Origin of the sequence: Rhodopirellula islandica, assembly GCF_001027925.1 — a bacterium.
GTDB lineage: Bacteria > Planctomycetota > Planctomycetia > Pirellulales > Pirellulaceae > Rhodopirellula > Rhodopirellula islandica.
On the sequence record NZ_LECT01000006.1, the window covers coordinates 360,812 to 378,852 of the forward strand.

Here is an 18,041-nt window from a genome sequence, read left to right on the forward strand (position 1 = left end):
GGCGGCGAAGCCCATCGGGTGATCGTGTTCTCACGCTATCCAGAACCTGGTGTGACCAAGACCCGGATGATTCCGGCGCGAGGGGCTGAGTGTGCGGCACGGCTGCAGCAGTCACTGACGAAACGGACGTTGGGCGTCGCGAGTGAGTATCGAAGCGGCCATTCATGTGATTTGGAAGTGCGATTCGCCGGTGGTGATTCAACACGAATGCGAAACGCATTTGGAACGGACAAGGAGTATCGTTCCCAGCAAGGTGAAAGTTTGGGGGAGCGATTGATCGATGCATTCGCCGTGGCCTTCAACGAAGGTGCAACACGCGTCGTCGTGATCGGATCGGACTGTCCCGAAATGGACCCCACCATTCTTGACGAGGCGATGAGGGCACTGTCGCGTGCCGATGTGGTGTTGGGGCCAGCGATCGATGGTGGTTACGACCTGATTGGGTTGAACGCGAACCAGCCTGGCCTCTTTCAAGAGATTGACTGGGGTGGCGAAAGTGTGTTCCGACAAACCGCCCGGAAGGCAATTCAGTTGCGATTCAAAGTTCATGGTTTGCAAACGCTTTTTCGTTGCGAATCGACGACGACCGTTGGGGGTTGCGGTGGATCGAGCGCGGCGTGAACTTCAGATCGCGTTTCCTCGGACGACCCTACGGGGATCAGGGATTGTTTGTGTCCGCCCGTCGGTTTTTCGAAATCGGTGGTTTTCCGAATTGGCCGCTCATGGAAGACGTTGAGCTATGCCGCCGTTTGCGGAAGCAGGGAACCATTTCGCTGGTCGAAGCCGCCGTCACAACTTCCGCCTGCCGGTGGCTGCGACTGGGGATTCTAAAAACCACCCTCATCAACCAACTTTGCATCGCCGGTTTCGGCTTGGGCATTCCACCGGACACGTTGCAGCGCTGGTATCGGTCGCGGCGTTGAGTCTCGCAAGTCTTGCACTACCCGTGCTTGCCAATTTCCCACCCGCTACCGCCAAGATGCTTCTGGGCGAAAGCCGCGGATTCTGGTTCAAGAGTTGTCGCGAACGTGTCGTTCCAGCGATTCAGGAATCCAAATAACGCAATCGTTGCTCCCAATTCAACGATCTGTTCGTCGCTGTAGTGCAGTTTCAGGGCGGCGAAGTGTTCGCTGGACACAGTGTTGGGCGTGCTGCCAGCAGCAAGTGCGAAGCGTAACGCAGCGACTTCCGCAGCGTCGAAAAGGTCGCTGTTCTCGAAGTCCCAAACCGCTTCGAGCTTTTCGACGGATACGCCCAGGTGAAAGGCCTCTCCGATCGTGTGCGCTTGGCAGTACCGACATCCTGATGCATTGCTGCTCACATGGGCAACCAAACTTTTCAGCGGCGCAGGGACCCGGGATTTGGATTGCTGATGACGGATCGTCCAGACGATGTTCTTCCAGAACAACCGGACGCCCGTCCAAATCGGTATGCGACGGTCGGTTGGCGGGCCCAGGATGTTTCCAACCAGCATTGCGAAGCTGCCGAGCACTGCTGGTTGACGAGCCATCGTCAACATCGAGTTTGGAACCACGCCGAGTTGCTGTCGTGCCATGCGAAAGATCAGTTCACATTCGCGGGCTTCGGATTTCTTCCGCGGAGATAGATGGGATGGCATGAATGCTGAACTCCAACAAAACGATCGAGCGTGATGATCAAGGTCGCCAATCCGCGAGTGTCGTCGAACGCTGGGATGTGAAGTGACGGACCATACTGCGGGGCAATCCGGAGGGCAACGTCAGCGACTCGCAATCTCAGTTTCAGGACGAAATGCATGCCATGCAAACCAAAACGTATTCATCCACTGAAGTTCAGCCTCAGCCTTGATGACTCGAATCGTTTGATCGTCAGCGTCGAAGGCCACGGTGAACTTTCTGTTGCCCAGTGACATTTCGATTTGCTTCGACTTCCCTCCCAACGCGGAAATCGGAATCGCCATTGAGTTGGCATCGTCCCAAACCCCCAACACGCTTTCCTTCAAGGGCAAGGCGTTGCTGATTGGTTTTGCTGGGAACATCAGCTGGGGCTGTTTGAAATAGCGGGCGTACGGACTGCCTTGATAGTTTCGCCGGTGCCCCGTTTCCGATGAGAGGACGGTTGTGTTTGGGTTGCGAGCTTGCCATGCAGCCCACGTGGTGAGTTCCATTGGCAACACTCCCAACTTCATTCCGGCACCGGGTCCTGAAACACCTTCGCCTTTCACCTGCGACCAAAGACTTTCCGTGTTGGATCGATCGTACATCAACAGGTTGCTGTTGTAGAGCAAACCGGAGACGCCGAACGCCAGTTCTCCGAGCGGAGTCTGGCGATCAAAGACGACGGCGGAGTCACACAGGGGACAGTAGGTCACCGCGATCGGTCGTTCTCCGATGCGATCATTGATGATCTCGTGATAGTTCAAAATCGCAAGCGGGTAGGCACGCGATTCACCCCCCGACGCAACGCCGATCACCCGGTCGCTGGCCCGCAAGTAAGTCGCTTCCGCCGCCGATACCATCTTTGGATTCGACAGAGAGGGGATGCCGTCTTTGGGAGGACCACCCGAGCGAATCTCCTGGGCGGGGATGGTGGCGTGCCTCAAGTCAAATCCGACACCTCCTTGACCTGGAAGTTGCACCGGTTGGGCGATTGGCGGATTGCTGGGGAAATGATCCGCATGACGTTGCAGCGACCATGACACTGCCATCGCGAACGAAGTGAAAAGCAGACAACGGCGGATCAGTCCGGACTGAATACCCATTTCGGATCAACTCCTTTTCGATGAATCGAGAGACCTGAGTGAGCTGCCTGGCGATGACGTGTCGAGGCGACGTCAGAATGATTTCCGGCAGCGACCGATGGGGTGGCCATGCGTTTTTCCCATCGGTCCAATGTCACGATCGCAGCGAGGAGCTCATTGGGCAGTGAGGCAACTCACAGTTTGCAAAAGATCCGCAAAACACTTCGTAGCAATCTTCATCGAGGGAGCCTCTTGATCAGTGTAGCTCTGGATCGTTCCCCAGTGAACGAAAGCCCCGCAGCGAATTGTTTCTTGCTCCTTCTTCCTCGCGTTTCGAGCGGGAGAGGGTTGGGGTGGGGTAGCTGACCTGCTACGACTTCATCACTCACTCTTTAAACTTCACCCCTTCACTTATGAGCTTCCAAAGATGAGTTGGCGAGACTGGTACGACGCGCTCGACAAACCGGCTTGGACGCCTGAGCCTTCGACGATTGGCACGATCTGGCAAATTCTTTACCCGATCATCCTGCTCACGTTCGGATACGTTTTCTACCGTGTCGCCCGCAAGCAAATCCCATGGCCCGTCGCGATCCCCTTCGCCATCAATCTGATCGCGAACATCGCCTTCACACCAATCCAGTTCGGCCTGCGGAACCTGCCCCTTGCCGCGATCGACATCGCGATCGTGTGGATCACGATTGTCTGGGCGATGAAAGCCATTTGGCCGCACCATCGCTGGATCGCTGTGGCTCAAATCCCGTACCTGATCTGGGTGACGATCGCGACCGTGTTGCAATTCACGATCACCTGGAACAACGGCTGACTCTTTCGTGGGCCAGGCCCCGTTTGATGCGATGAGACGACCGTTCAAAGAGGGCTGCCCCGACTGATCGAAGTTGACGACGGCGACATCGCCGTCTTGTCCCCAGGCTCTGCCTGGGCACACCCTGTCCCCGAGGCTCCTGCCTCACGATCCAGCAACCCGGCAGGCAGAGCCTGCAAGACAGTGCGTCCCCAGGCTCTGCCTGGGCACACCCTGCCCCGAGGCTCCCGCCTCACGAACCTGCAACCCGGCAGGCAGAGCCTGCAAGACAGTGCGTCCCCAGGCGGGAGCCTGGGGACGAGCTGTGCGATCTTGTTCCCAGGCTCAGCCTGGGCACACCCTGCGCCCGAGGCTCCTGCCTCACGAACCTGCAACCCGGCAGGCAGAGCCTGCAAGACAGTGCGTTCCCAGGCGGGAGCCTGGGAACGAGCCATGCGATCTTGTACCCAGGCTCTGCCTGGGCACACCCTGCTCCCGAGGCTCCTGCCTCACGAACCTGCAACCCGACAGGCAGAGCCTGCAAGATAGTGCGTCCCCAGGCGGGAGCCTGGGAACGAGCCGTGCGATCTTGTGCCCCGGCTCAGCCTGGGCACACCCTGCCCCGAGGCTCCTGCCTCACGAACCTGCAACTCGGCAGGCAGAGCCTGCAAGGCAGTGCGTCCCCAGGCGGGAGCCTGGGGACGAGCCGTGCGATCTTGTGCCCCGGCTCAGCCTGGGCACACCCTGCTACCGAGGCTCCTGCCTCACGAACTTGCAACCCGGCAGGCAGAGCCTGCAAGACAGTGCGTTCCCAGGCGGGAGCCTGGGGACGAGCACGCACACAAAGAAGTTGCGTTTGAAAAGATTTGAAAAGCCGTTCTCAGGCGTGGCTGCTTCGAGTGGGATTTGGCCTGGTTTGGGCCTGGCTTCGGTGGGTGTCGTTTCCCGCTCGGCAAGCTCCCGCTGCTCCAATGCATGAAGGGCCGCGAAGGTTTGAGCTGACCGAAGACCAGTGGAAAGAACGATCGCTTCAAGGTGCCGACGAATTGGGCCATTTCATGGCGCAACTGGGTGACGCGTTGGGACAACGCGCACCAAAGAACAGACAGATGCATTTCAACAAAAGGCTCATTGCTTCTTCGCCTTCTTTTTCTTCGGGGTGGGGGCACTCGATGGCTGATAGGTCTCGAGTAGCGTCTCCATTCCCTGCACGACTTCCGGAAATTCGTGATACAAATTTTGAGTCTGTTTCAGGTCTTTTTTCAAATCGTAGAGCTGTGCAGGCGGTGAATTCGGCTTGATCTTTCCACTTGCAATATCGCTGTTCGTGTATCCCGCATAGGCAATGGCGGCAGGGCCGGCAAAGTCGTGTCGACCTCGTTTGGTTCCGCCAAAACCGCCGCTTCCCTGGCCGCTGATATACATCCACTTGCCCCTGCGAATCGCGAGGAAGCCGCGTCGACTCGCTGCCAGAACCAAGTGATCACGAATGGGGTTCTGCGGGTTCCCAGTCAGTGCGGGCAGCACATTCACACTGTCGACCGCTTGACCGTCGCGAATCTCGACACCAGTCAGTGCGGAAATTGTCGCGACCATATCGACGTTGCAAATCAACTGATCCGAAACCGAACCCGCTTCGATCTTGCCTGGCCATTTGGCGATAAACGGAACGCGGTGTCCGCCTTCCCAAACGCCAAACTTAAAGCCGAGCAATTCACCGTTCAAATGGTGTCCCGCATCCCAAGCACCCTGCCCGGTTACATTGAACATGCCGCCGTTGTCGCTGGTGAAAATGATCAGCGTATCATCGGCCACGCCTTGCGCTTCGAGCGTCATGGTGATCTCGCCTACGATCCAGTCGAGTTCGTGAACAAAGTCGCCATAGAGGCCGCACTCACTGGTTCCTTGGAAGCGGGGTGCCGGTGTGAAGGGATGGTGGATATTGGTAGTCGCCAGGTAGAGGAAGAAGGGATCTTCCTTTTGTTGCTTGATCCAATCGACCGCTTTCTCCGTGAGGTGGGTACCGACATGATAGTCGTCGTAGAGAGCATGGGCCGCATCCGCGCCACCGATGTCGCCGATGTGCATCTTTTCGTGGATCTCTTTGGTCTTCGCCTTCTTGCCATGAACAAACGGGTCATCCGGCAGCAAGCCTACGACGCGGTGGTTTTCGACATAAACAAATGGCGGATGGCTATTCACAGTTGGCACGCCGTAGTAATGATCAAAGCCCAGTTCCAGCGGGCCGGGCTTTAGGTCGCCGTTCCAATCGGGAGTTTTCTCACCGAAGCCCAAATGCCATTTACCAACACAGGCGGTGGCATAGCCCGCGTTTTTCATCACATCCGCCAAGGTCTGCTTTTTCGGATCGACAACCAAACCGCTCTTTAGAAAAACGGGCCTGCTCAGGTTTTTCCGGTGCGGATACTCTCCCGTCAGCAGAGCATAGCGAGACGGCGTGCACACCGCAGACGCCGAGTGCGCGTCGGTAAAGCGTCGTCCCTCTGCTGCGAGCTGATCGATATTCGGTGTCTTCAGCTTGGTCGCTCCATAGCAACCAAGATCACCGTAGCCGAGGTCATCCGCAAAAATGAGGACGATGTTAGGCCGGTCCCGACGAGTACGAGGCTCCGTCGAAGTCGCTGATTGAAGAGGATGCTCGCCATACGCATCTGCCTGGCAAATTCCGCAAAGACAGAACAACGTCAATAGAATTGTCTTTTGATGTGCGTTCATCGTGCTGCTTTCTTTTGGGATCGATTCACTTGTTTGATATCAGGGCGTTTGCAGAAAAATGTTGCAAAAGATGAACGCGATTCGTCATCGTATCGCCGACATGAACGCAGCGTCCTTTTGTCGTGATGAAATTTCAGTCGCGACGTGGCATTGTCGGCATCGGAGAGGAGTGCCGTCGCCAGACCCAGAACATGACACATCGAAATTGAATGATCTGAATCTTTCTATTTTCGAATTGCGACCGTGTTCCATTCGCCACGTTCTTGAACTTTGCTTTCGTCTTTCAGCGATCTCGGAGCGCTCGGTATTGCAGTTGACCGTCTCCCCGGGACCGTCATTGTAAATTGTAAAGAAACACTCCTTTGGGCGTATCCGCGATCTGCAACTTGGTAAGGTTTTGTCGGCAAACATGTTATGCAGCCAGCCGTTGCTCGGCTATCCAATGATCGGTGCCGGACTTGCCGGCGGGAATTGGAAGACCATTGCCGATATCATCCAACAGGAACTCGTCGGCAACATTTCAAGTTGATTCATCGCAATGATCACGACTCCAGTTGATACGACGACGCCGCTCGTTCTGCTCTCAGGGCTTGCCGCGGACGCTCGCGTCTTCACGCCGCAGAAGATTGCGTTTCCGCAACTGCATTGTCCCGCCTGGTTGCCTCCTCACCGCCAAGAGTCGATCGACGAGTACGCCAAACGGATAGCGGACACACTCGAGGAAGGGCCGTGCATTGTGGGTGGCGCATCATTTGGCGGCATCGTCGCTTTGCATCTGGCCGAACATGTCGACGCCCAAGCTGTGATTTTGATCGGAAGCATCAAGTCACCGTCACAACTGCCGCTGTATGCCCGCTGTGCTCGGCCGCTTCGGTCCTTGGTTCCCTTCATTCCGATTCGCTTTCTTCAGCTCCTCGCTCGGCCGATCGCGACGCGAGCGATCAAGCGGCATGGACCCTTCGCGTACGGGCTTGCCTGTCAGTTCCGCGACTCCAACCCAGTCGTATTCAGATGGTCTTTGTCCCGTCTCTTGGATTGGTCCAGCACACCGGCCGTTTCCTGCCCGGTCTTCCATCTGCACGGCGACCGCGACTGGACACTCCCACTGCGCTACACGGATCCCGACAAGATCGTCGCCGGCGGCGGGCACGTCCTTTCACTGACACACCCCGATGAAGTCAACGCATACATCAACGAAATCCTCCACAAGAATTTGTCCAAGTGAACGAGAGGAGTGGGGCGTCCTTCTTTTGCGTTTGCGATTCAGGTCTTGCTCGTTTGGAGCGGTTCCTTTGCAACGCATTTTGGGACGCGGAGTGGAAACGCCCGATGCAACAGGTTCTGTTCACTCTTCTTCAATCGCGTCTTGTTGGTGAGCGGCATCGAATGCCGCGTTCACTTCGTCTTCATCAGGAAACGGAATCGGTTCTGGCTGAATGTATTCCCACATTTCGTTTTGGTGCAGCCATATCGGGTCGGCATTTCGGAGGATGAATTCGTCGACGGGAAGGCCGTCAATGGTCGGCGGACGTTTGATACGCACTTGTTTGCCGTTGATGAAGATCCACTGGTACTTTTTTTGGCGTTCTTTTTTGGCTCGTTTTTCGGCTGCCGTCAGTTTGCGTTTCGGTTTTGCCACGTTTGCTCCATTCGTTCGCGGATGACGACCAGGGTCACCAGTTGTTCGTTTTCCACCATCGGTTGACTCGTCCAAGTTTTGGATCGGTTGCAATCTGCCGAGGCGAGGTGCATTCTATTGCGATGTGAATCAGGAAGATGCTTCCTCGGTTCGATTCGAACCTTGAGTGATTGAAATTGAGACCCGATGTCAGAGTATCAGTGGATCGAATTCCTCGCGATTGAGTCACCGTTGGATTCCGACGCCATCGGGTTCATGCAAGCCCAGTCTTCGCGAGCCGAGGTCGACCAGTGGCGTTTTGCGAACGAGTGCCGATGAACTGAAGAACCGATACCCAACCCGGTCAGCACTGCATGCTGAAATCCGGAACGCTCTCGACGGTTGAAAAGGTGGCATAGGCTTCCAGCCTGTGTTCCGCGCAATCACAGGCTGGAAGCTTATGCCACTTTTTTTCGTTCAGACCCCCTCCCTGAACCCAACAATGCCCCCCGCCCCAAACAATAGTCCACAATCGTAATGAGGGAACTTTTGCCGGTCTTTGATGCGCCCGTGATGGTGTTCACAGCTCCACATCGAAAGCCGCGGTCTGATTGACTCGCTACAACTGGCGGACCAAGATAGCAGCGAAAATAGAGTCCAGTACCTTAAAAGCTCCGCCATGATCAAGCGACTATGTTTCCTCCTTGTCTCGTTCTCCGCAGTCTCATTCGTGGGAACCTGCCCAGCGACGGAGCCAGATACAGTCTTCGCAGAATCACTGCCGTGCTACTACACGCCGATTGAACGCAAGGAAACCCAAAACCTCACATTCGATGTCGTTGTCTACGGCAGCACGCCGGGTGGAATCACAGCCGCAGTCCAAGCGGCTCGGATGGACAAGAACGTCGCACTCATTTCGTTCGGTCCTCATGTCGGCGGTTTGACCACAGGCGGCCTGACAGCGACCGACATCGGCACGAACACATCTGTTGGCGGCTTGGCTCGCGAGTTCTATAACCGACTTGGAAAGATTAGTAACTTCAGCTCGTATGAGGCCGAGACCGAGTTTCTTGAAATGCTCAACGATGCCGGCGTCACGGTTCTGTTAGACCGCCCCTTGGAATCCGCCGAGCTCCGCGAAAAACGGATCCAATCGATCTCGCTGATGACCGGCGAGACAATCGTCGCGAAGATGTTTGTCGATGCGACCTACGAAGGGGACTTGTACGCGGCCGCAGACGTGTCCTACCAAGTCGGCCGCGAGCCAAGGTCCGCGTTTAACGAGTCGCTCGCCGGACAATGGCAGGCGGAGTCATGGAAAGGCGTGTACCAGTTCTGCGATCTTCCCATCAGCCCGTTCATCAAACCCGGTGATCCAAACGCGGGCCTACTGCGGGAGATCGCGATCAAGCCCGCCGGCGATCCTGGCCAAGGCGACTACAAGGTCCAGGCGTACAATTTTCGCATGATCTTAACGAACAGCGACAACAAGATCCCATTTCCCAAACCCAAAGGCTACGACCCCGATCGTTATGCACTGCTTGCCCGATTTCTTGACTTCGATGCTGACATCCAATGGAGACTGAATTACACGACCACGCCAATGACCGACGGGCCAGTGCAGATGCGTCGCGGCGACTCCAACAACGCCGGCAGCTTTTCCAGCGACTACGTCGGCGGGAACTATAAGTGGCCCGATGGCACCTACACCCCAGGCTCCTTCGATGAACTACCCGAGCCACGCCGAGGATTGCCGATGCCGATGGCCGAGTTGTACGAACTACGCGAAAAGATCTTTCAAGATCACATCAACTACCAAGTCGGCCTGATGTACTTCCTGGCCAACGACCCACGCGTCCCCAAACCGCTACAACAACGCGTCAACTCATTCGGCCTGGACCCAAGTGAGTTCAAAAACACTGGCCATTGGCCCCACGAACTCTATGTCCGCGAAGGCAGGCGAATGGTCTCGGACTACATCATGGACCAAGCCAACTGCGAGGGAAAACGCATCGCGGAAGACTCGGTCGGCCTTGCTTCGTACGCAATGGATTCCCATTTCTGCCAACGTGTGGTTGTCGTCCGCGACGGCAAGACGACCGTTCGCAACGAGGGCGGGTTCGGCAAGTGGTGCCCAAGGCCCTATCCCGTCGCGTACCGTTCAATCGTGCCCAGCAAACGGGAGTGCGAGAACTTGCTGGTGCCCGTGACCCTATCATCCACCCACGCCGCCTATGGGTCGATTCGCATGGAACCGGTTTTCATGATTCTCGGGCAAAGCGCAGGTGCCGCCGCATCCATCGCGATTGATAGTGCGGTAGCAGTGCAGGACATCCCGTACAACAAACTGCGAGAACGACTGCTTGCCAGTGGGCAGAAGTTGCAGAACTAATTTCATTCGAGCGCGATAACGAAGGCCTCCCCATGTGCTTGAATATGCTCAAAACGCTGACTCTCTGTTGATGCGTTTCTCTGCTTCAATCCGGCGCCATCTCACACGCGAATGAACGCGAGAGCCGGCCGCCCAACGTCGTCATGATCCTCGGCGATGATCCCGGCATCGAGTGTCTGTCGGCCTATTGCGGGCGGTCTCATCAGGCTCCTCCCATCGACACGCTCGCCGATCAAGGCATGCGGTTTATCCACTGCTTTTCAAATCCGGGTTTCGAAAAGGTGTCCGGTGCCGATTTTTTCAGCTAGATGCACCTGAGAATGGCGTGGTTTTCTCTCTGGTGTCCGGGAACGCTTCAAGGCCGGCCCAGGGGGGCGAAAGTCGATTGGCAGGTGCTGTTCGATCGTGACACTAGCAGTGATGAGATCGACGGTCGGCTCTCGCAAGCTTACTAAGCAGGTCGGCAGGAGTGATCAAGCACAACCATGTGAGCCGTTTGGGTGTTCGCCCCGGTTGTGCGTGAAAACCGTGGCTAACGCCAGCGGCTCACATACCCGATGACACCTGCGTACCTGCTTAGTTGCGTGAGAGTAACGGCGGCGGTGCGACATTGGTTGCTGGTTGAATGCTCTCGCTGACGTCGCGCGCTGCCGGGAGCGTCTCGGACGTCTGGTGACTCCGGATGGTCGCGAGCGTGCGGGCGATTTGCCGATGTCACTGTGTGCTCATGATTGTTAACCAAAACCCCTGCTCCCGAGTCTCCATGATCATCCGTTTGGTGCCATCCACCATTCATCAATCATTGGGAACCCATCTGTCGCCGCTCCGCGGCTTGGAATTGGGCGGGGGCATCCGAGACGTCGGGTTGAAACTCGACGCTATCGAATGACACCGCTCCGCGGTTGGTTGCCAACATCTTGACCGAACAGTCGCGGAGCGACGGCATTGGGGCAGCCTTGGGTTTCAACCCAAGGTCCGGCCGTGACCAAAGCACACCCAAGTCGCGGAGCGACAACCGTTGAAACGAGTTCGGAGCGATCTGCCGCCGCTCGGCTGTGGCGGGCCACGAAAAAAGCCGGCGTCGGTCAGTGACCAACGTCGGCTTTTTTGATTCGGTGGTGAATGACAGGCAAGGTGCCTGTCCCACTCAAGTTGCGGGAGCCGGATTCGAACCGACGACCTCGAGGTTATGAGCCTCGCGAGCTACCGGGCTGCTCCATCCCGCGGTATGTGAGACGTTGAATCGGACGCCAAGGTTCGATTTCTACAGCGAAATTTCGCGTAAACATCATTTTCTTGGCCTCGTGGCAACGATGGAGGAACTATCGGTCACGATGGCGGATTCGTCAAGCGGCTGTTCGGATTGTTGGTGAGATTTTCGTTTTTTGGCCAGCCATTCGCTATGTTGGCCTAGAGTAGTACGTTGTGCGCCGGCTCCGCCAAGTCTTTTCGAGTATGAACCTTCCCCCCAACACGACCGCTTCCGATTCGTCGGATGCCATGGATTCCTCGGGGACGTTCTCGGCTGGCCCAGCCAATGTTTCCGGGCCGCCGGTTCCGCCGCCCCCCGTCGCTCCGCCACCCCCAGCGGATTCTGCGTCCACGCTCAGCCCGCAAGCGAACGCAAGTTCGCAACCCGATCGCACGCAGCCAAACGGTGTTCCCAAACCCCCGCCCGCTCCTCCGCGGGCGACCTTGCCTCCGGTCAAACCGCCCGGTGTCGAGCCTCCTTTGACGCGGGAACCCAACGTCAGCAATGGTGCTGGCTCTGCAGACGATTCGCTGCCCAGCCCGTCTCCAGCGAGCTCCTCTCCAGCAACTGCAAGAAAGACGAAGCGAGCGGCTCACGCTGCCAAGGTCGCTCCGGTGGCTCAGCCCGAGGTCGCGAAAGCGGTCCCCGCAGAAGTGCCGCCGGCAACCCCGAAATCACGCTGGCGGACGGAAGTCCAACCTGAGAGCAACGAAGAGACCGGGGCCGAACAAGAAGACGAACTGGCACCCGTCAGGCGATCGGTGCCAGCGTGGTTGGTCAGCATGGTCTTTCACTTGGTCGTGTTGCTGGTCCTGGCTCTGTTGACCACTCCAATTGGCGAAGGCATCGGCAGCATCGTGTTGGAGTTCGGCGAAGCGACCGAGTCGGAGAACTTTGAACTGGAGAGCGTGAATATCCAGAGCTCGGATTCGATGCTGGATTCAACCAGCGATCTGGACAGCGAGATGGTGGTCGACACGGACATCCAGTCGTTGATGGACACGATGGAGATGCCCACCGAAACACTTGAGATGGTGCAGGTCGAGAACGGCATTGGGTCCGCGAGTGAACTGGTCAAACCCATGTTCAGCGGTCGGTCGGGTGCGATGAAGAGTGCCTTGATCGCAGCTTATGGCGGCAATGACCAAACCGTGACCGCGGTTGAGCGTGGATTGCAGTGGTTGGTGAAGAACCAAGAACGCGCGGGATCGTGGAGCATGGCGGGGCCTTACTCCGATGCCGCTCCGTTTTCTGAAAACCGCTGTGCCGCCACCGCAATGGCAATGCTGGCATTCCAAGGCGACGGCAACACGCATCTCCAGGGTCCCTACTCCGAGAACGTCGAGCGGGGCCTCCGGACCTTGCTCAAGGGCCAACGCCGGGACGGTTTTTTGGCGACGGAAGTTCGCGGCGATGATCAACAAGCCTACGGGCATGCCCAAGCGACAATCGCCCTCTGCGAATTGTTTGCGATGACGGAAGATTCCGCCCTTCGCGGGCCAGCTCAGGCGGCGGTGGACTACTGCGTGAACGCTCAGTCGGCCGCCGGTGGTTGGCGTTATCGGCCGCGGCTGGATTCTGATTTGTCGGTGACAGGGTGGTATGTGATGGCGCTGACCAGCGCTCATGCTGCCGGATTGGAAGTTCCCTCGTCGACCTTGCAGATGGCCAACACGTACTTGGATTCGGTCCAGTCAAATGCTGGCTCCTGGTACAGCTACCAACCCAATCGACCGGGGAGTTACGCGATGACGGCGGAAGGGTTGCTGTGCCGGCAGTACCTGGGGTGGCCGCATGACGAAGAGGCATTGAAGCTAGGGATCGGCGACTTGGTCGAGGACGGGATGTTGGATCCGAACAATCCCAACGTCTATTACTGGTACTACGCGACTCAGGCGATCCACCACTACGGGGGACAGCCTTGGCGAAAGTGGAACAGCGTGATGCGGACGGAATTGCCGCGGTTGCAGCTCAAACGAGGTGCCGAGGCGGGCAGTTGGTCGCCTCAAGCCGATGAATGGGGCCGCCGGGCAGGACGTCTGTACGTGACCTGTCTGTCGATTTACTGCTTGGAAGTCTATTACCGGCACCTGCCGCTGTACGATCAGCAGGGAAAGTGAGTCTGGCGACAGGGAAAGTGAGCCTGGGTTTGGCGTTTCGGGCCGTTGCTCGGATTGGCTAGGATGAATCGGCGATCCTGTTTTCGGGCATCGTGACTGGTCGTTCTCCCACGCAGGGACACAGGAATCTTGTCCGCTCCCGCCCCGCCTGAATCCATGGATGCCGTCGATCACGCGGCCATTTCCGTCGATCGATTGAAAAAATCGTATCGTCGTGGGGGCAAGGTACACGCCGCGCTCAGTGGGGTGACGTTCCAGCTTCGGCGAGGCGAACGCTTGGCTTACCTGGGCCCCAATGGAGCCGGCAAGACCACCATGATTCGCTGTCTTTCGGGGCGAGCCAAGCCGGATTCGGGCAGCATCACGATGCTGGGCGAGCCCATTGAGGCCGCGTTTGTTCGCGATTCATTGGGTTTGGTGCCGCAAGAAATCGCTTTGTATGAAGACCTGACAACGACCGAGAACTTGGCTGCGTTCGGGCGGTTTCACGGGCTGCGTGGTCGGGTGCTACGAGACAAAATTCAGTGGGGATTGCAGTGGACCGGGCTGGCGGATCGAGCCCATGATTTGGTCGGCACATTTTCGGGCGGGATGAAGCGACGTGTGAACTTGGCCTGTGGCGTGTTGCACGAACCCGAAGTGCTGTTGCTGGATGAGCCCACCGTGGGGGTGGACCCACAAAGCCGCCAGCGGATCTTCGCGATGTTGGCGGAACTGAACGCGGAAGGCACATCGGTTTTGTTGACGACCCATCACTTGGACGAAGCCGAAAGTCAGTGCGACCGAATCGTGATTGTCGATCATGGCCAAGTTGTCGCGACGGGCACGTTTGAAGAATTGGTTCGCCAGACCATTGGGGGTGATCGCGAGGTGACCATTCGCTTGGATCAACCACTGCGTGGACATGGGAACGAACCGTTGGCCTTGGCTGGTTTGAGCGTCACCGCTCGGCCAGGTGAAAACGTGGTGAGCACCAAGATGGCGGAGGTCGCGATGGGATTGCCACGATTGATCGACGCGCTCAGCCAAGCGAGTTACGGCGTGCAAGATGTGGAGGTCCAGTCACCGACGCTGCATCACGTGTTTTTGCATCTGACCGGCCATGCACTGCGGGATTGAACATGGTCTGGAAAGTCATTGAAATTCATTTGCGTCGTTTGCGTCACAACCGCATCGAGTGGTTGCTGACGTTCGTGGTGCCGATCGCGTTCTTCAGTATCTTTGCGTTGATTTTCTCTCGCGGTGTGGGAGGCACGCCTCGTGTGAAGGTGGCTTTGATTCGCGAGGCGGGTGCGAATTCGGAGGTGGAAACAGGTTCCACGTCGCTGGCTTCGATGCAGTGCGATCAAGTGATTCAGACGCTTCGTGAAAGCGAAGGGCTGCGGCTGGTTCAGGACAGCGGCGAAAACCCGGCGCTGGATCGAGCTGCGGGAGAAGACTTGGTGCGGCGAGGTTCCGCAACGATCGCGATCGTGCTGAACGAAGGTGGCGAGGAGTTGTCTGCGGAATTGCTCAATGACGCCTCCGATCAAGTTGCCAGCCAAGTGGTTTCGGCGTTGGTGATGCGAGCAATGTTGATGGCCAAAGCGGGCCAGCGCCAAGGCAACTTCGGACCGGATGGGTTGCAGCGAACCAGCCCGGCGACTGCCGCGGCAACAACAGCGGATGAAAACGCAACCGGTGAAACAGTTGGTGTGAAACAAGCCCGGTTTGAACAGTTCGTGCAAACTGCTGCGATTGAAAGTGCCGGCGACGATTCCAGCTTAGGAACTTTTTCGAGACAACCGGATTCCTTAGCGGAGAGGCGCAAGCCGCCCGGTGGCGTGATACCGGAGGGCTCGCGCCCTTCCGCTACCAACGAGATTGGGGACCGTTCTTTGGCTGAACCGGATCGCCCTGCTGCCGAGGCGACGCTGGGACCGCCAGAAGTGACCGTGGTCAACGTGATGGGCGAGGACAAAACCAACCCCGTGATCAGCGTTTACGCGGCAGGCATCGCGGTGATGTTCTTGTTGTTTGGCGCGACCAGTGGTGGTGGCGTGCTGTTGGAGGAACGAGAGAATCAAACGTTGGAACGATTGCTATCGACCCAAATGACGATGGACCATTTGCTGCTCGGCAAGTGGTTTTACTTGACGTTGCTGGGATGCGTGCAGGTCACGGTGATGTTCGTGTGGGCTCAGCTGGTGTTTGGGTTGGACTTGATCGGCAACCTGGATGGGTTTGTGATGATGACGCTGGTCACTTCCGCCGCGGCGGCCTCGTTTGGTTTGTTTTTGGCAACGCTGTGCAAGACACGCGGGCAGCTCAATGGGCTGTCGGTGGTCGCGGTGCTGACGATGAGCGCGCTGGGTGGATCGATGGTTCCGCGTTACGTGATGAGCGAAGGTTTGCGAGAAGCCGGCCTGTGGACCTTCAACGCTTGGGCGCTCGATGGGTACGACAAAGTCTTTTGGCGTGAGTTGCCACCCAGTGCGCTGCAGCCGCAACTCGCCGTGCTGATGGCGACCGCATTTGGGTTGCTGGTTCTGGCCCGTTTGCTAGCAATTCGCTGGGAAACTTCTTGAGAACTTCTCGGTTTTGCATGCAGGGAAACCGGGGTTCTTGCTTATCGTGAGTCTTCTTTGGACCACTTTCGGGTGGTCGCTTGGCGCGTTGTTTGCTGTTGTCTCTGCATGGCACAGTTGCAAACAGCGTCTGCTCTCTGGGTGATTCTCACGACCGCGATCGGGTTTGAGTTGCGGCCGCCTTCCATTTCCGAATGTCTTGTTGCGATGGGACCCCATCATGACCGAAAGAATCCTTGCCCACTTACGATCACTGCGACGCGACGGATTTGGTTCGCTTGCGGCGGTTGGTCGGAACGGTTTCGTTCACCCTGGAGCGATTTCGTTCAAGCCGGGTGAGAGTCAGCGGCGCACCGATCGCGAATGGAAGCCGGGTGATTGGGCGATCTATCGCAAAAGCAAACGCAGCAAGGTGCCGGGGCCGCGTGCATCGAGCGTGAAACCCAACTTGAAGGGCGAGACCTACAACTACGTCGTCGAAAAGTTTTGGATGGTCGACGAGGTCAACTCGGACGGCACGTTGACCATGCGGACGACTCGCGGCAAAACACACCGCGTGTTGGCAGACGATCCTAACCTGACTCATCCGAGCTGGTTCGCTCGGCTGCGTTGGCGCGAGCGATTTGTGGCGATCGAGTCCCAACTGGGGAAATCGACCTACGCCGCGTGAGAAGCTGGCGTCCGGCTCCCTCATGCCGTCGATTCATTGCCGACGTTGTTTGACGCGTCCTTCGCCGAGGACGTGAATCGTAGTGGACGAGGCAACGAGTCCTTCCGCATGCAAGGGACTCGTTGCCTCATCCATTACCAAGTGCTGCAATTCACAAATCGACTTCCCCCCAAAACCTCGTTACGGGAGAGGGGCATCATGTAAAAACACGCTGAAAAGCGGCGTCGATCAACGGCATGACCCCGGGCGGGTGCAGCAAAGCCGCACCATCCATCCGGTCAGCCCTGACGCTGCTACTTGGCGATCTTTTCGAGGAGCGCTGCCACGGCGGCAGGGTCGTCCGATTCCCGCAATTCTTCGATGCGGGCTTCGGGGACACCAACCTTTTCTAGGTGGCTGCACAGACGCTTCCAAACCGTTGCCCGTTTCTTGCCCTCGCTCAAGTAAAGCTCGGTGACAGCTTCTTGAGCTTTCTGCAGACCGATCGCATCCCGGTTCTGGTAATAGTTCCGGATGATCTTTTCTTGATGCGACGTACGATTGGCAGTCATGGACGATCCTACTTAGCGTTGGTTTCGTTTTTCTTCCGCACGAGCGGCTTGCAAGGCAGCCGCTTCGCGGGACAGTTTGAACTCCGGACCAGCCGGGAAGTACTGCACATCATCCTGCAAATAGTGCGGGCTCGGAAGGGTTTGGCCATTGAGCGAAACCTGGCATCCGGTGTTGGTCGCCAACAGGGCAGCGAGAGCCAATGTGCCGATCGTCCCGCGGGTGATCCACTGCGTGTTCATCTTGTTTTCCATCGTTGTACGCCCCAACGCGTAAAGTTTTCGGACCGAACGGCTCACGCAACGAGAGCCCGTCTGCCTGAAATCGGTGACAGAATCGTTATCGGCGGAATTACCGGAAAACCTTGACATGATTCCAGAAAAAGGTTCGGTAGGATTTCCGCTGGCAAACAAACCAGGTGGCGCAGCGGCCGCTCGAGGACGCCGTGTGGTTGTTAAGTCTCGTGTTGCCCTCCCCCGGAAAGCTCGCGGAACGCTCGTTTTTCGACCCCTCCCGCTGCGTGGTCGTGCAGTTTTCTGGTGCTGGGTTTTGGCGGGTTTCTGCAGCAACCACCCATCACAACCCGACGCGTGAGCGAGGGACGCCCCCAACTCCC

General features: G+C 57.5%; 16 protein-coding genes and 1 tRNA gene. 10 read left to right on the top strand and 7 right to left on the bottom strand.

Annotation, left to right across the window (positions count from 1 at the left end):
• The first annotated feature begins 24 nt into the window (after window positions 1–24).
• Window positions 25–621, top strand: a complete 597-nt coding sequence (locus RISK_RS02805; protein ID WP_261340208.1) for a TIGR04282 family arsenosugar biosynthesis glycosyltransferase — start codon at window positions 25–27, stop codon at window positions 619–621.
• Window positions 618–923 carry a hypothetical protein gene (locus RISK_RS02810; protein ID WP_150122471.1) on the top strand — a complete coding sequence of 102 codons (306 nt, stop codon included), beginning with the start codon at window positions 618–620 and terminating at the stop codon, window positions 921–923. The genes RISK_RS02805 and RISK_RS02810 overlap by 4 nt, the downstream gene beginning before the upstream one ends.
• A gap of 17 nt (window positions 924–940) precedes the next feature.
• Here the strand turns inward: RISK_RS02810 and RISK_RS02815 are convergent, their stop codons facing one another.
• Window positions 941–1,555, bottom strand: a complete 615-nt coding sequence (locus RISK_RS02815) for a carboxymuconolactone decarboxylase family protein (RefSeq protein ID WP_236695970.1) — start codon at window positions 1,553–1,555, stop codon at window positions 941–943.
• Between the two features lie 183 nt (window positions 1,556–1,738).
• Window positions 1,739–2,740, bottom strand: coding sequence for a DUF3179 domain-containing protein (locus tag RISK_RS02820; RefSeq protein ID WP_053061039.1), 1,002 nt, complete (start codon window positions 2,738–2,740; stop codon window positions 1,739–1,741).
• Window positions 2,741–3,146: 406 nt separating this feature from the next.
• Between RISK_RS02820 and RISK_RS02825 the strand changes: the two genes are divergently transcribed.
• Window positions 3,147–3,542 (top strand): TspO/MBR family protein, encoded by a 396-nt coding sequence (locus RISK_RS02825; protein WP_047812678.1) that lies wholly within the window; start codon window positions 3,147–3,149, stop codon window positions 3,540–3,542.
• 1,107 nt (window positions 3,543–4,649) lie between these two features.
• Here the strand turns inward: RISK_RS02825 and RISK_RS02830 are convergent.
• Window positions 4,650–6,257, bottom strand: coding sequence for a sulfatase family protein (locus tag RISK_RS02830; protein WP_083434736.1), 1,608 nt, complete (start codon window positions 6,255–6,257; stop codon window positions 4,650–4,652).
• A gap of 532 nt (window positions 6,258–6,789) precedes the next feature.
• Between RISK_RS02830 and RISK_RS02840 the strand changes: the two genes are divergently transcribed.
• The gene (locus RISK_RS02840) at window positions 6,790–7,482 is read left to right on the top strand and encodes an alpha/beta fold hydrolase (RefSeq protein WP_047812680.1); all 693 of its coding nucleotides are present in this window, start codon (window positions 6,790–6,792) and stop codon (window positions 7,480–7,482) included.
• A gap of 120 nt (window positions 7,483–7,602) precedes the next feature.
• Here the strand turns inward: RISK_RS02840 and RISK_RS02845 are convergent, their stop codons facing one another.
• The gene (locus RISK_RS02845) at window positions 7,603–7,896 is read right to left on the bottom strand and encodes a hypothetical protein (RefSeq protein WP_047812763.1); all 294 of its coding nucleotides are present in this window, start codon (window positions 7,894–7,896) and stop codon (window positions 7,603–7,605) included.
• Window positions 7,897–8,082: 186 nt separating this feature from the next.
• Between RISK_RS02845 and RISK_RS33335 the strand changes: the two genes are divergently transcribed.
• Together RISK_RS33335 and RISK_RS02850 are read left to right on the top strand one after the other, a co-directional pair.
• Window positions 8,083–8,214: a hypothetical protein gene (locus RISK_RS33335; RefSeq protein ID WP_261340206.1), complete on the top strand. Its 132-nt coding sequence runs from the start codon at window positions 8,083–8,085 to the stop codon at window positions 8,212–8,214.
• Window positions 8,215–8,554: 340 nt separating this feature from the next.
• The gene (locus RISK_RS02850) at window positions 8,555–10,267 is read left to right on the top strand and encodes an FAD-dependent oxidoreductase (protein ID WP_083434737.1); all 1,713 of its coding nucleotides are present in this window, start codon (window positions 8,555–8,557) and stop codon (window positions 10,265–10,267) included.
• A 1,152-nt stretch (window positions 10,268–11,419) separates the two neighbouring features.
• On the opposite strand, the gene RISK_RS02860 is transcribed toward RISK_RS02850, so the two are convergent.
• A tRNA-Met gene (locus RISK_RS02860) sits at window positions 11,420–11,493 on the bottom strand.
• Between the two features lie 229 nt (window positions 11,494–11,722).
• On the opposite strand from RISK_RS02860, the gene RISK_RS02865 reads away from it, so the two are divergent.
• The 4 genes from RISK_RS02865 (at window position 11,723) to RISK_RS02880 (ending at window position 16,876) form a co-directional block, all read left to right on the top strand.
• Window positions 11,723–13,639 (top strand): prenyltransferase/squalene oxidase repeat-containing protein, encoded by a 1,917-nt coding sequence (locus RISK_RS02865; RefSeq protein ID WP_236695971.1) that lies wholly within the window; start codon window positions 11,723–11,725, stop codon window positions 13,637–13,639.
• A gap of 129 nt (window positions 13,640–13,768) precedes the next feature.
• Window positions 13,769–14,758 (top strand): ABC transporter ATP-binding protein, encoded by a 990-nt coding sequence (locus RISK_RS02870; protein WP_236695972.1) that lies wholly within the window; start codon window positions 13,769–13,771, stop codon window positions 14,756–14,758.
• 2 nt (window positions 14,759–14,760) lie between these two features.
• A complete protein-coding gene (locus RISK_RS02875; protein WP_047812683.1) occupies window positions 14,761–16,206 on the top strand; it encodes an ABC transporter permease in 1,446 nt (481 codons plus the stop codon).
• Between the two features lie 220 nt (window positions 16,207–16,426).
• A complete protein-coding gene (locus RISK_RS02880) occupies window positions 16,427–16,876 on the top strand; it encodes a hypothetical protein (RefSeq protein ID WP_047812766.1) in 450 nt (149 codons plus the stop codon).
• A gap of 293 nt (window positions 16,877–17,169) precedes the next feature.
• Here the strand turns inward: RISK_RS02880 and RISK_RS02885 are convergent, their stop codons facing one another.
• On the bottom strand, window positions 17,170–17,427 hold the full coding sequence (locus tag RISK_RS02885; RefSeq protein ID WP_047812684.1) for a hypothetical protein: 258 nt from the start codon (window positions 17,425–17,427) through the stop codon (window positions 17,170–17,172).
• A gap of 12 nt (window positions 17,428–17,439) precedes the next feature.
• Window positions 17,440–17,679 carry a hypothetical protein gene (locus tag RISK_RS02890; RefSeq protein WP_047812685.1) on the bottom strand — a complete coding sequence of 80 codons (240 nt, stop codon included), beginning with the start codon at window positions 17,677–17,679 and terminating at the stop codon, window positions 17,440–17,442.
• Window positions 17,680–18,041: the final 362 nt, after the last annotated feature.

What these genes read in the sequence shown, in the direction of transcription:
- RISK_RS02850 (WP_083434737.1), top strand. Translation starts at nt 8,555, where the DNA reads ATGATCAAGCGACTATGTTTCCTCCTTGTCTCGTTCTCCGCAGTCTCA.
- RISK_RS02830 (WP_083434736.1), bottom strand. Translation starts at nt 6,257, where the DNA reads ATGAACGCACATCAAAAGACAATTCTATTGACGTTGTTCTGTCTTTGC.
- RISK_RS02820 (WP_053061039.1), bottom strand. Translation starts at nt 2,740, where the DNA reads ATGGGTATTCAGTCCGGACTGATCCGCCGTTGTCTGCTTTTCACTTCG.
- RISK_RS02880 (WP_047812766.1), top strand. Translation starts at nt 16,427, where the DNA reads ATGACCGAAAGAATCCTTGCCCACTTACGATCACTGCGACGCGACGGA.
- RISK_RS02815 (WP_236695970.1), bottom strand. Translation starts at nt 1,555, where the DNA reads ATGGCACGACAGCAACTCGGCGTGGTTCCAAACTCGATGTTGACGATG.
- RISK_RS02825 (WP_047812678.1), top strand. Translation starts at nt 3,147, where the DNA reads ATGAGTTGGCGAGACTGGTACGACGCGCTCGACAAACCGGCTTGGACG.
- RISK_RS02875 (WP_047812683.1), top strand. Translation starts at nt 14,761, where the DNA reads ATGGTCTGGAAAGTCATTGAAATTCATTTGCGTCGTTTGCGTCACAAC.
- RISK_RS02865 (WP_236695971.1), top strand. Translation starts at nt 11,723, where the DNA reads ATGAACCTTCCCCCCAACACGACCGCTTCCGATTCGTCGGATGCCATG.
- RISK_RS02890 (WP_047812685.1), bottom strand. Translation starts at nt 17,679, where the DNA reads ATGGAAAACAAGATGAACACGCAGTGGATCACCCGCGGGACGATCGGC.
- RISK_RS02885 (WP_047812684.1), bottom strand. Translation starts at nt 17,427, where the DNA reads ATGACTGCCAATCGTACGTCGCATCAAGAAAAGATCATCCGGAACTAT.
- RISK_RS33335 (WP_261340206.1), top strand. Translation starts at nt 8,083, where the DNA reads ATGTCAGAGTATCAGTGGATCGAATTCCTCGCGATTGAGTCACCGTTG.